Here is a 14,015-nt window from a genome sequence, read left to right on the forward strand (position 1 = left end):
GTACTTTATATTAAGCATAAAGCTGTTGATAGCTTACATAGACAACATATATCAATAAGATTAAAATGCAAAAAAAGATATTTTGAGCAACAGACGAAGTCGTGGACGACATGAAGTGTTTTGCCGACACGTCGCTCAAGCAAAGCGAATTTTTGTTGTACCCAAAAAGTATAAATATAAAAGTTACATCCTTGTTACTTTAATTACGAACTTGTAATCTAAGGTAACAGCCGTGTAACTGTTATATATAATTTTAATATGTTAATATAAATACATAGAAGGAAATAAAATAAAAACTTACATAAATTTACATAAATTAAAAGGACGTGATTAAAATGAAAAGAGCTATAACAGCATTATCAGTATTATGTGGAGGGATGTTATTTGTAAGTCCAATAAACAACATAATATTTGCACAAAATTCTAATAACAAACCTAAAGTAGAAGCAGTTGAAGGTATAAACACTAATACAAAAGAAGAAGTAAATAAAGAAGAAAATAACAACATAGATAAACAAGTAATAAAAAATGAAAGCAATAATAAAGTACATAATGAATCAGTAAAAGTTGAAAATAAAGAAGAAGTTAAAAAAGATGATAATAAAATAAATAAAGAAGAAAACAAACAAGAAAATAATCAAGTAGCTAAAGAAGAAAATACAACTACTAATGAAAATGCAAAAGTTGAAAATAAACAAAAAACTGAAGATGATAAAGTACAAGAAGAAAATGTAGTAGTTTCAAATGATAAAGTACAACCAGACATAAAAGAAGAAAGTAAAGTTGAAGTTATAAAAGTATTAAATCAAGAACAAGCTAAAGATTTATTAAAAATGTATAATCAAGACGCAAACTATACATACCAAGGTGATGAAAATAACTTTAGTGCATTAAAAGAAAAAGGATTAAGTGGATATGTATTTTTCCCAGACTATGATACTGACTTAGGTTTCTTTGTAGATAAAAATACATCAAATATATACTACTTCCACCCAAGTGGATATCTTGAATTAGCTATGTAAAATAAATTGATATAAGCTAAAAAAGAGCACCTCTAAAAAAGAGGTGCTCTTTTTATATAGTAATACTAACAATTAATGATTTTAAGTTGATAATTTAATATAATATCTATTTTTAATAGAATATAAGAAACTATGTACTATAATATATTTATAATTTAAAATATTTTATGATAAAATGTAAATTAAACTAAAAAAATCAGTAAGAAAGAGAGACATAAATATGAAAAGAAAAATAATATTAAACTTAGCAATTAGCATAGATGGATATATAGCAAGTGAAGATGGAGGATTTGACTGGATAGTTGGAGATGGAGATAATTCTTTAAATAGTGATAAAAAGTGGGATTTTAATGAATTTCTAAGTGAAGTAGATACTGTAGTAATGGGAAAAAAATGTTATGACCAAAATTTTCATAATGACTACAAAAGCAAAAAGGTGTATGTAGCTACATCAAAGGAGCTAGAAGATTATGAAAATATACATTTTATAAATGGCGATATATGTAAAGTAATAGAAGAAGAAAGAAAAAAAGAAGGAAAGAACATATTTTTATTTGGAGGAGGGAAATTAGTAGACAACTTTATAAAAGCAGATATTATAGATGAATATATAATAGGAATAATACCTACAATACTTGGAAAAGGTAGACCATTATTCTTGGGTAATAACCCTAAAATAGATTTACACTTAGATGAGTATATTTCAGACAATGGGATTGTCATATTAAGATATTCAAAAAGATAGTATATAAAATTTAAATATATAAAGTTATGAGAATATTTATTTTCATAACTTTTTCTATATATATAATATTAAATTTTAGTTAAAAAATACATAAAAAATTCTATTATAGTTTATGTATTTATTACATTAAACATAAAATTAATTTTATATAGAAGTTATATAAAAATCTTATTGATAAGAATATTTTTTATTAGTACAATCTAATTGTAAAAGTAAAAAAACTAAAAATATAGTTATGTCATTTTTATAAATAACAGTATATATAAATCTTAAAGTATATAAAATTGATAAATAGTTTTTGACTAAAATAAATACCTCTACAAATTATATCTATAATTTTTAGTTTTAAAAATATATTATTTATTGGAGGTAAGTAATGAGAAAGCTAACAAAGGCTATGGCAATTGCAATTTCATCTACGTTTATACTAGGTGCAAGTACTATGAATTATACTGGAAATGCAGGTGGAAATGATGTAGATAGAATACTCTGGGAACATGGTGGTGACTTAGAGGCACAATTTGGACAAGATAAAAATATAGGTACTGCAGGTTTACTTGCGGGTAAAGATGGCGAATATATAATAGCTGGTGGAGGAGCAAATTTCCCAGATAAACCAGTTTTAGATGGAGGGGCTAAAAAGCTTTATCCAGATGTGTATGTACTAAAGGAAGAAGATGGAAGACTGAAGCAAGTTAGCCATGAAAAACTAAATTATGAAATTGGATATGGGAGCTCAATTACTGATAAAGAAGGGGTTTACTATATAGGTGGAAGTAGTAATGAAAAAGAAGCTGATAATGTAACTTTATTTACAGTTAATAAAAAAGGAAAACTTAAAGAAAAGCACATAGGAGATTTACCATTTACACTTAGCGATGGAATAGCAGTTAAAAAAGATAGATATATATATATTGGTTTAGGAAAGCAAAATGGAACACCTAGTAATAAGATGTATAGATTTGACATAAAAAAAGGTGAGACTAAAGAGTTAGCACCTATGCCAGGAGAAGCAACTAGAAACCAAGCTGTAGCTCAAATATTAGGTGATGATATATATGTATTTAGTGGTGGAGATAAAGTAGCATATACAGATGGATATAAATATAACATAAAAAATAATAAATGGGAAAAGGTTTCTGATATTAAAATAAATGATAATAAAATATCTTTATTAGGAGCAAGCTCAGTGAAACTTAATGAAGAAGAAATGTTAGTTATAGGTGGATTTAATAAAGAAATATATGATGATGCAGTTTATAATCTAGATAACTTAAAAGGAGAAGAATTACAAGCCTTTAGACAAAAATATTTTGGTGCAGATCCTCAGGAATTTAATTGGAATGAAAATATATTAATATATAATGCAGAAGAAGATAGCTGGAAAACTGTAGGAGAAATTCCATTTAATGCACCTTGTGGAGCAGGTCTAATACTTAATGGAAATAAGATATATTCAATAAATGGGGAAGTAAAACCAGGTGTTAGAACAGAAAGAACTTTTGTAGGAACAATAATTAATGAGTAGCTATCAAGGTATAAATTTAAGTAAAGACTTTTAAGATAGGGGGAAGATTTATGATATTTGGCAATATAGAGCATATAAAAAATTATCCTAATTTAAGTAAAGACCTACTTAGGTGTTTTGAATATGCTAATGAAAATGATTTAAAAAGCTATGAAAAAGGGACATACACTATAGATGGAAAAGATATATTTGTAAATATAGTAGAATATGAAACTTATGAGAAAGAAGAAAGATTTTGGGAAGCTCATAAAAAGTACATAGATATTCATTTAATGATAGATGGATGCGAAAGAATTGACTTAAATTTCATAGAACAATTAACTCAAAAAGATTATGAAGAAGAATCGGACTTTTTACCTCTAGAAGGTGAAAATAATGGATATGTAGAATTAAGAAAAGGAAATTTCTTGATTTGCTATCCAGAAGATGCTCACATGACAGCTATAAAAGTAAATGAAAAAGAATATGTAAAGAAAGCTATATTTAAAATTATAATAAGATAAATATAAGAGAGGGTATATGCCCTCTCTTATTAAAGTATAAAAATTAAATTTTTATTATTGGTAAATTTAATTATTTAAACTTGTTAAATACATTTTTTTATATGATATAATTTATACAGTAGTATTAATAAAGGAGTGATTTTTATGACACTAATGGCAGAAATGACATGGTATGAGTTTAATGAAAGAAAAGACAAAGATGTAGTAATATTACCTATAGGGTCTGTTGAACAACATGGACCACACTTACCATTATCTACAGATACTATAATATCTGAGGGATTCTCTAAATTATTAGGAGAAAAAACAAATTCTATAGTAATGCCTTCTATAAATTATGGATATAAATCTCAACCGGCATCAGGTGGAGGTCCATTATTTCCAGGTACTATAGATTTAAATGGAACTACTTTAATAGAGTTAGTAAAAGATATTTTAGAAGAGTTAATAAGAGATGGTGTAAGAAAAATAGCTATAGTAAACTCTCATTTTGAAAATCAAGCATTTTTACTAGAAGCCATAGATTTAGTAAGCAAATTTATGCCAAATGATACTAAAATAATAATGATGAGCTGGTGGGACTTAATAAGCCAAGATACTATTGATAAAGTATTTGATGAAATAGAGTTTCCAGGGTGGGCATTAGAACATGCAGCTATAACAGAGACTTCATTAATACTTAAATTTGCTCCACAACTAGTTCATATGGATAGATTAATAGATGAAAAAATAGAAGAAGTACCAACTTATCATGTATATCCAATACCAAAGGATTTAGTTCCAAAATCAGGATTATTAGCCATAGGAAGAACTAGTTCTAAAGAAAAAGGAGAACTAATAGTAAATGAAGCTTTAGACAAAATGGTTAGTATAGTAAACAAAGAATTTATAAAATAAACAAGAATATTTTGCTATAAAAATACATTAAAAACCTATGGCTATAAATAACTAGCAATAGGTTTTTAATGTATTTACTATTATTTTAATTTATTAATATTAAAGTTTTGGAGGAAATTAAAATGAAAATTGCAATAATTGGTTATAGTGGAAGTGGAAAATCCACACTTGCTAGGAAGCTTGCAAAATATTATAAGGCACCTGTTTTATTTCTCGACACAGTTAATTTTTTGCCAAATTGGATTGAACGTGATAGAGATGAGGGGCGTTTAATAGTATGTGACTTTATGAAAAATGATTCTTGGATAATAGATGGAAATTATAGTGATTTTTTTCAAAAAGAAAGATTAGAACAAGCTGATAAAATAATTTTTTTGAAATTTCCACGTAGAATTTGTATTTATAGAGCATTAAAGAGATATTTTAGATACAAAAACACAACTCGTGAAGATATGGCTAAAGGATGTATAGAGAAAATCGATTTAGAATTTATTTGGTGGATTCTTTATGAAGGTCGCACTAAAAAAATACGCAATCATTATAAGCAAATAGAAAAAAATTTTAAGAATAAAATAGTAGTTTTGAAAAAAGCAAAAGAAGTTAATTTGTTTCTACAGAAAATAACAAATTCATAGTATATAGTAAATAAAAAATTAATTACTATGTACTATGAAATATATAGTTAATATTTTTATTGTCTTGATATGTAATGTAAAATTTATCCTAAGGCAACAAATATAGTACCAATAGCTATAAATAAAACGCCTATTATACCTTTTACACTTATTTGTTCTTTAAATATTAAAATAGAAAAAATTACAGTTAAAACTACAGATAACTTATCAATAGGAGCTACTTGCCAAGTTTTTCCCGTCTTTAGTGCTATATTTAAAAATAACCAAGACAAAGCACCAGATACGCCAGCAAATATTAAGAATAGTAAGTCTTTTTTATGACTTAAAAGAGAAGATAGATTAGAAAAATCCCCTTTTATAAAAGATACTAATACTAAAAATACTCCCATTATAACTGCTCTAACACTAGTAGCTAGTGAAGGAGACAAGTTAGTTACTCCCACCTTAGAAAAAACTGTTACAAAACTTGCACTGATAGCTGCTAAAAGTGCATAAAATAACCAATTACTCATAAAACCTCCTTGCGAATTAATATTAGATGTTAATTAAAAATAAATGAAAATAAATATCAATAACTAAAATAATACTTTATAAATCTTATATAGTCAATAAATATTTAAATGCAATAAAAAATTATATAAAAAATAATAAAATATTATATCTTGTTTGAAAACATACTAATTTAAACTTGTTTGTTGTATAATTTAATAATAAACAATCAACAAAAGGAGAGTCAAAATTTATGAGGGATTTTAAACTGAAAAATCAATTTATACTAGCAACTTATATAATTATATTATCCTTTTTATTATTAAATATAAAAACTGTAGGAAATGTTTTAAACACTACATTATCTATATTAAAACCTTTTATAATAGGATTAGCTATAGCATTTTTACTAAATGTACCTATGAAATCTTTTGAAAATAGATTAATAGGAAAAATTGTTAAAAAATATAATATAAAGAATTCAAAAATTATTATAAGGATAATATCATTAATATTAACACTTATAACAATAGGGCTATTATTAAGTGCATTTATAAACTTAGTAATACCACAATTAGTAAAAAGTACTTCAAGTTTAATAAGTAGTATTCCGCAGGATATAGACTCATTACAGTCTTATATAACAACTTATATGTCTCATATAAATATATCAGATAATTTACATCACAGTTTATTATCAGGAGTTGATAAGATGTCAGACTTTATGATAAAAACTTTAAATTATTTTATATCTAATATAGTTGGAATTACTTTTTCAATAACATCTATAATAACTAACTTATTATTAGGTTTTGTTATAGCCATATATATGTTACTTAGCAAAGATAAGCTTATAGTTCAATTTAAAAAGGTGATATATGGTCTTTTAAGTGAAAATATTGCAGATAAAATAATGAGCATTATTAAATTAGGCGATGTTAAATTTTCAAAATTTATAGTAGGACAATGTACAGATGGTATAGTTATGGGAAGTTTATGTTTTATAGGTATGACCATATTTAATATGCCTTATGCTATATTAATAAGTACATTAATAGGAATTACAGATTTAATACCGATATTTGGTACATTTTTAGGAGCAGCTCTTTCTGCTTTGATATTATTTATGATAAAACCTGTAACAGCACTTTACTTTATAATAATGATAGTTATAATTCAGCAAGTAGAAGGGAATTTTATATATCCATTTATAGTAGGAAATTCCATAGGATTATCATCATTTTGGATATTAGTTCCTATAATAATAGGTTCATCAATGTTTGGAGTATTAGGGATCCTAATAGGAGTACCTCTTTTTAGTATGATATATACTTTATGTGGTGGGTATATAAATAACAGGATAAAATCAAAAAATATAAATATACAAAAATAATTTGATACTTGTATTTATTTTATATAAACAATTAAAATAATATAAAAAGGGACTAAAGTTGGCTTTTAGTCCCTTTTTATATTATTAATTAGTCTAATATACTATATAAAACACTATTTACAATAGATAGCAATATAGATGCACCTATTGCACTTAAAGTACTATTTATATAAACTCCATTAACAAATGAGAATGCTAGCTTTAAAACTAATCCATTTATAATTAGTGAAAATAACCCTAAAGTTAAAACTGTTATAGGGAATGAAAAGAACTTAAGTATAGGCTTTATAGTTAAATTAAGTAATCCAAATATTAATGTAAGTATTATTAATGACTTAAAAGAACTTATATATACGCTATTTAAAAGTAAAGATACTATATATAAGGATATAGCATTAACGACTATAAATAATGATGCTTTTCTCATAGTAAATCTCCTTTCAAAATATTACAAATTTATACAAATATTAAATCATATATACAATAATATTTCAAGTTGGTATAATATTTAAGATAATTAGATCATATACTTTGAATATGGTTTTGTTTTTAATTTTGTCTATATATTAAATTTATATACACTACACTTATTAAAGTAAAAATATAATTAAATTAATTTACCAAAAAAGGATGATATTATGTATAATTCAAGATATGAAGAATTAAACAATATTATGAAAATTATTACACCTATAGAAAATGAAATAAATAATATTACAAAGTATATATATACCAAAGATAAAACAAAATCAATATATATTATAGATTATATACAAAAAGAGATAAATAAATTAAAAAACAATGTAAAAGAGCTAGAAAATCCATTTGTACTTTGTATAGTGGGTTGTGGGAACTACGGAAAATCAACTCTTATAAACTCATTAATAAAAAGGGAGGTAGTAGCTACAAAAGATATACCAAGTACTTGGAAGGTTGATGTTTTTTTAAAGAGTAATTTAGAAAAAATAGAGATAATATATGACAACGAAGAAAAAATTTTAAAAAGTATACAAGGTGGATATAGATTACTGAAAGATGAAGAAGATAAGTACAAAAAATCTAAAGAAAAAATATATAGATTAGTTCAAGAGCTTAAAAAAGAAAATACAAAAACAAAAAAAGAACTTAAAGAATACAAAAGAGAATTAGAAGAGAAATATTTATATAAACCTCAAATATGTAAGGTTAAATATTACTTAAAAGAAGGAAATTTAATAAATGATTTTACTATAGTAGATACACCGGGACTTAACCAAAGTCTATTAAATACTGATAAAAAAGTAGAGCGATATTATGAGATAGCAGATGGAATTATATGGGTAATAGATGCTCAAAATATAGTATCTAGTGAAAATACAAAGCTTATAAATGAAATTAATGATATAGATAAAAATTACACTAACAAAAATATAATAGCTGTTGTAAATAAGATTGATATAATAAAAGAAAAAGATCTAGATAAAGTTAAAGATAAATGTGAAGAATTATTTAAAGATAAGTTTAAAGACATTGTATACATATCAGCTAAGGATGCTATAAAAGGAATATTAAATGAAGATTATTATTATATACAGAAAAGCAATATAGAAAAATTATATAAAAGTATAGATGTTAATTTTAAAAAACTTTGTGAAAATAAGCAAATAGAATCCAAATACAAAAATTTATATATAACTAAAAGTAATATACTACAATCTATATACTCACATAAGAGAGAATTATACAAAGACTTATCTATATATAATGAAATAGATTATGAATTAAAATACACCTTAGATAATATAAAAAAGGATGCTCTAAGTTATATAAAAGATATAGATATAGAAATAAAGGACCATATAATAAGTTTGCAAAATAAATGCAATAATGATTTTAGTAATATATATGATATAATTTATAAAAAATCAAATTTCAATAAAGACTCCATTTATCAAAAAATAGATACTAATATAAATTTAGATAAAATCCAGGTACCAATTCAAAAACAATTAAAAGATAAAGCAAAAGAAGATAAACTAGAAAATTTATTTAATAAATTTTTAGTTAAAGCATTTAATGAAGACGTAAATTATAAACCAAATTACCTATCTATAAATAAAGAACTCATAACAAAAGACATAGAAAAAATATTAAAAGATAATATAAATACTATAATTTCAAACATAGAATATATAAAAAATCATAGTTTTGAAAAAGTATATATAGACTATAAGTATATAAATATTTATATAGACTTCCTAAACAATATAGAAAGAATTTTAAATACTTTGGGGTGATATTTTGGAAAATAATAAAGGTATATGTATAGTTAAAGAAGAAATATTAAATTCACCAATAAGAAAAAAGTTAATTGAAGATTTAAATTTACCATATAAAAATACAATAAAAGAACCATTACAAGAAGCGGTTGAACTTATTAAATCTATAGAAAGTAATAAGGAAGAACCATTAAAAATTGTTGTGTTAGGAGAAGTTAAATCAGGAAAATCAAGCTTAGTAAATTCATTAATAGGAGGGGATATAAGTGAAGTAGATGTACTTGAAGCTACTTCTAGTATAATAGAAATAGTATATAGTAACATGCCATATACTAAAACATATAAAGACATAACAAAGGTGGGTCTTAATATAGATTATTTAAAAAAGATAAATATAGTAGACACACCAGGGTTAAAGAGCATAACTGTAAACAATGAAGAAAAAACTTTAAACTATATAAAAAATGCTGATTTGATATTATTTGTAATAGATGCAACTCACCTAGGACAAGAAGATGTAATAGAAGCGCTTGATTTGATAAGTGAGTATAAAAATAACATTATAGGTATAGTAAATAAGTGTGATTTATTAAGTTCTGATAAAGAAGAAATTATAGATTATATAAAAGATGAATATGGAATATATATAGATGAATTTTTTATGATATCTTCATATCTTGAATACCAAGAGAAGGTATTACCTAAGGTAAAAACAAAAAGTACTGATTTAGTATTATCAAACTATAATGATTTAAAATACGAATTTAATAGATTAAATGATTATATAAATTATCTAATAAAAAATTCTCAAGAAGAAAAAAATAGTAGTATAAAATCATCTTTAGATAGAATAATACACAAAGATATAGTTTGTCATAATGATTATCTAAAGACTTTATATGTTTTAGATGATGAACTATTAAGATACAATAAATTACTTCAAAACAAAAGAGACTATATAAGTTCAAAGATGGATTTTGAGATAAAGGATTGGGTAGATAGAATATTTTTTAGTGATGAAATACAAAAAATTAAATTAAATATAGATTTAGCTAAGTTATACATAAATGAAGGATATATAAATGAATTAGTAAACAAGAAAAAAATAGAATTGGATAATTTATTTTTTAATGAGTGGAGTCAGTGTTTAAAAGAAATAAGCAATGAAATGGATGATGATATAAAAAGATATATAAATGATATAACATATAAAAATGAATGCATAGATACCCAAAGCTTTAAATTAGAAAAAAACCAAGCAACAGCAAATGAATTATTAGCAGTAGTAGGAACAGGTGCAGTGCTTGGGGCAACTTCGGGTACAGTTGTTTCAATGTATAGTGCAATACTTGGAGCATCGGCAACCTCAACTACTATATCAGCAGCACTAATGACTTATTGTCCACCGCTATTAATAGCAGGGACTATAAGTGGAGCAGTAGGGAAAGTTATATATGATAAAGTACGAGATGATAAAAAGAGCAAGGAATTGCTAAATGATATAGATACTTTTATAGAAAATCTAAAGTATAAAATAAGTGAGAATCTAAAAGATATATATGAAAATTATAGTATAGAGATAAACTATACAACACTAGAAATACTAAAAAATATAAAAGGTATACAAACTAACAAACACGAAATAGAAGATACAATTAAAGAAATAAATATATATATAGATAAATTAAAAACATATATACATTAATGAAAATTCAGTACAATAAACACAAAAAATGTCATTTTATCATACATTGAAGTATAACTTTTAATTAAGGGAGCAAATAGTATGATTACTATAAGTTTATGTATGATAGTAAAAAATGAAGAAAATATTTTAAAAAGATGTTTAGATAGTATTTATGATATAGTAGATGAAATAATAATAGTAGATACAGGGTCAGTAGATAAAACAAAGGAAGTTTGCAGAAATTATACTAACAATATATATGATTTTAAGTGGATTGATGATTTTTCAAAGGCTAGAAATTTTTCCTTTGATAAAGCAACCAAAGATTATATACTTTGGTTAGATGCAGACGAGTATTTAGATGAGAAAAATAGAAAAAGACTTATAAACTTGAAAGAAAATTTAAATGAAAGTATAAGTGTTATATCTACAGAGACTCATATGTGTATAGATGAAAATAATAATCCTAAAATAGTAGCTAGAAGAAATAGAATAATCAAAAGAAATGAAGGTTTTAAGTGGGTAGGATATGTTCATGAATATATATCTATAGAGGGTATAAATGAAAGTAATGTATATGATAGTGATATTTGTATAATACATGATAAGGTAAAAAATATAGATGATAGAAATCTTAAAATATACGAAAAAAAACTAAAAGATGGCAAAATATTAAGCAATAGAGATTTGTATTATTATGGAAGAGAATTATATTGTAATTTAAAATATGAAAAATCTATAGAAATATTAAAAGAATTTATAAAGGTAAGTAAATTTAAGGAAGAAACGGTAGATGCATTATGCAAAATAGGAGAATGTTATATAAAACAAAAAGAATACAAACTAGCAAGGATATATTTATATAAAGCCTTTGAAGAAGATATACCAAGAGCTGATATAATGTATAATATAGCTTATTCATTTGAAGAGGAGGAAAAATATTTACAAGCTATAAGTTGGTATAAAATAATACTTAATACTGATATATCTTGTGATACTAACCAATGCATTAATATGAGTTACTTAAGATTTAAACCTCATTTAAATCTTTGTTGCTGTTATTATGAATTGAAAGATTTACCAAGGGCTTATTATCACCATCAAAAATGTATGGAATTAAATCCAAATGATGAATGTGTAAAATGTAATGAAAAGTACTTTAATTCTATAATAAAAGAAAGATAAGGTGGGGAGACCCACCTTAAATTATATATCATAAAAAAATCATATGTAAAATATACTGTATTAAACAATAGATAAGGAGGATATGATGAGATTAGATAAAATTTTAGAGAATGTAGATACTTTAAATATATATGGAGACACAAATATTGATATAGATAATATATATTATGATTCAAGAGAAGTAACAAAAAACAGCATGTTCATATGTATAAAAGGATATAATACTAATGGACATTTATATATAGAAAATGCTATAAAATCTGGAGCTAAGGCATTTTTAATAGAAGAAGATATAAATATAGATAATATGGAGAAGTATAGAATTATAAAAGTAAGTAATACTAAAGAGGCCATGGCAAAAATTGCATCTAATTTTTATAATGAGCCAAGTACAAAATTAGATGTAATAGGAATAACAGGAACAAATGGGAAAACTAGTGTATCAACTCTTTTAAAGGAGATATTAAATAAAGTTAATAAATGTGGTCTTATAGGAACTATCGAAATAGACAACTCAAAGGAAAAAATAATACCTAAAAATACAACTCCAGAAAGTTTAGACCTTCAAAAAAGTTTCAATGATATGTTAAAAAATAACTGTAAATATTGCGCCATGGAAGTATCTTCTCATGCACTTAGCTTAGGTAGAGTGAAAGATACTAGTTTTTTAATGGGATTATTTACAAATTTAACTGAAGAACATTTAGATTTTCATAAAAATATAGAGGATTATAGAAACTCTAAAGAAAAGTTATTTTATATGACAACAAAAGCAAATATAATAAATATAGATGATGAACATGGCAAAATTATATTAAATAATATTAAAAACTTAGATATACCTGTATACACTTATGCTATAAATGAACATGCTGATTTTATGGCAAGTGATATTATATTAGAAAAAGATCATATAGAATATAAAGTAAAAACTCCAACTTATGAAGATTATATCTATGTAAATATACCAGGAAAGTTTAGTGTATATAATACATTGGGAATAATAAGTATTTGCTACATATTAGATATAGATATAAACATAGTTAAAGAAGTATTTAGAAATACTAAAGGCATTAAGGGTAGGTTTGAAAGTATAAAAAATAATAAAAAGCTAAATGTTATAGTAGACTATGCACATACTCCAGACGCTTTAGAAAATATATTAAAAGCTTCAAAAGAATTTACAAAAGGCAAGGTAATAACAGTGTTTGGATGCGGAGGAGATAGAGATAGACTAAAAAGACCTATAATGGGAAAAATAGCACAAGAATACTCTGATGTAGCTATAATAACATCAGATAATCCAAGATGTGAAGATCCCCATAAAATAATTAATGATATATTAAAAGGTATTAATATAAAAAAGGATAATTATATAATTATAGAAGATAGAAAAGAAGCAATATATAAGGCAATAGATATGGCAAATGATAAAGACTTAGTTATAATAGCGGGAAAAGGACATGAAGATTATCAAATAATAGGTAAGAAAAAGCATCCTTTTGATGATACAAAAGTAGCACTTGAAGCTATAAATTTAAAGTAGGCAACAAATAAACTCATATATATTAATAAAAGGAGCTGTGAATATTCACAGTTTCTTTTATATTATAATAAAGCATGCTTTATTATTTTTTTTAGAAGTATTATAATATACGGATAAACTAAATAAA

Annotated in this window: 13 protein-coding genes; 11 read left to right on the forward strand and 2 right to left on the reverse strand. The window is 24.3% G+C overall.

Features of this window, described 5'->3' with window-relative positions:
• The first annotated feature begins 335 nt into the window (after positions 1-335).
• From I2H23_RS02905 to I2H23_RS02930, 6 genes are all read left to right on the forward strand, one after another.
• The gene (locus I2H23_RS02905) at positions 336-1,022 is read left to right on the forward strand and encodes a hypothetical protein (protein WP_092926302.1); all 687 of its coding nucleotides are present in this window, start codon (positions 336-338) and stop codon (positions 1,020-1,022) included.
• A gap of 220 nt (positions 1,023-1,242) precedes the next feature.
• On the forward strand, positions 1,243-1,767 hold the full coding sequence (locus I2H23_RS02910) for a dihydrofolate reductase family protein (protein WP_166505242.1): 525 nt from the start codon (positions 1,243-1,245) through the stop codon (positions 1,765-1,767).
• Positions 1,768-2,143: 376 nt separating this feature from the next.
• Positions 2,144-3,295, forward strand: a complete 1,152-nt coding sequence (locus I2H23_RS02915; protein WP_195581027.1) for a cyclically-permuted mutarotase family protein — start codon at positions 2,144-2,146, stop codon at positions 3,293-3,295.
• A 50-nt stretch (positions 3,296-3,345) separates the two neighbouring features.
• The gene (locus I2H23_RS02920) at positions 3,346-3,798 is read left to right on the forward strand and encodes a YhcH/YjgK/YiaL family protein (protein ID WP_092926298.1); all 453 of its coding nucleotides are present in this window, start codon (positions 3,346-3,348) and stop codon (positions 3,796-3,798) included.
• Between the two features lie 144 nt (positions 3,799-3,942).
• Positions 3,943-4,695 (forward strand): creatininase, encoded by a 753-nt coding sequence (locus I2H23_RS02925; RefSeq protein WP_202819468.1) that lies wholly within the window; start codon positions 3,943-3,945, stop codon positions 4,693-4,695.
• Between the two features lie 122 nt (positions 4,696-4,817).
• Positions 4,818-5,330 (forward strand): DNA topology modulation protein, encoded by a 513-nt coding sequence (locus tag I2H23_RS02930; RefSeq protein WP_092926296.1) that lies wholly within the window; start codon positions 4,818-4,820, stop codon positions 5,328-5,330.
• 83 nt (positions 5,331-5,413) lie between these two features.
• Here the strand turns inward: I2H23_RS02930 and I2H23_RS02935 are convergent, their stop codons facing one another.
• Positions 5,414-5,842 (reverse strand): EamA family transporter, encoded by a 429-nt coding sequence (locus tag I2H23_RS02935; RefSeq protein ID WP_092926294.1) that lies wholly within the window; start codon positions 5,840-5,842, stop codon positions 5,414-5,416.
• Between the two features lie 230 nt (positions 5,843-6,072).
• Here I2H23_RS02935 and I2H23_RS02940 point away from each other — a divergent pair, with 230 nt between their 5' ends.
• Positions 6,073-7,212 carry an AI-2E family transporter gene (locus tag I2H23_RS02940; protein WP_092926292.1) on the forward strand — a complete coding sequence of 380 codons (1,140 nt, stop codon included), beginning with the start codon at positions 6,073-6,075 and terminating at the stop codon, positions 7,210-7,212.
• An 88-nt stretch (positions 7,213-7,300) separates the two neighbouring features.
• Here the strand turns inward: I2H23_RS02940 and I2H23_RS02945 are convergent, their stop codons facing one another.
• A complete protein-coding gene (locus I2H23_RS02945; protein ID WP_092926290.1) occupies positions 7,301-7,639 on the reverse strand; it encodes a phage holin family protein in 339 nt (112 codons plus the stop codon).
• 211 nt (positions 7,640-7,850) lie between these two features.
• Between I2H23_RS02945 and I2H23_RS02950 the strand changes: the two genes are divergently transcribed.
• The 4 genes from I2H23_RS02950 to I2H23_RS02965 all read left to right on the forward strand — a co-directional run bounded on the left by I2H23_RS02950 (position 7,851) and on the right by I2H23_RS02965 (position 13,888).
• The gene (locus tag I2H23_RS02950; RefSeq protein WP_195581028.1) at positions 7,851-9,488 is read left to right on the forward strand and encodes a dynamin family protein; all 1,638 of its coding nucleotides are present in this window, start codon (positions 7,851-7,853) and stop codon (positions 9,486-9,488) included.
• 4 nt (positions 9,489-9,492) lie between these two features.
• Positions 9,493-11,175 (forward strand): dynamin family protein, encoded by a 1,683-nt coding sequence (locus tag I2H23_RS02955; RefSeq protein ID WP_195581029.1) that lies wholly within the window; start codon positions 9,493-9,495, stop codon positions 11,173-11,175.
• An 81-nt stretch (positions 11,176-11,256) separates the two neighbouring features.
• Positions 11,257-12,342, forward strand: a complete 1,086-nt coding sequence (locus I2H23_RS02960; protein WP_195237076.1) for a glycosyltransferase — start codon at positions 11,257-11,259, stop codon at positions 12,340-12,342.
• A gap of 85 nt (positions 12,343-12,427) precedes the next feature.
• A complete protein-coding gene (locus I2H23_RS02965; RefSeq protein WP_195581030.1) occupies positions 12,428-13,888 on the forward strand; it encodes a UDP-N-acetylmuramoyl-L-alanyl-D-glutamate--2,6-diaminopimelate ligase in 1,461 nt (486 codons plus the stop codon).
• Positions 13,889-14,015: the final 127 nt, after the last annotated feature.

This window comes from Romboutsia sp. BSD2780061687b_171204_C1, assembly GCF_015560225.1.
Lineage (GTDB): Bacteria > Bacillota > Clostridia > Peptostreptococcales > Peptostreptococcaceae > Romboutsia_C > Romboutsia_C hominis.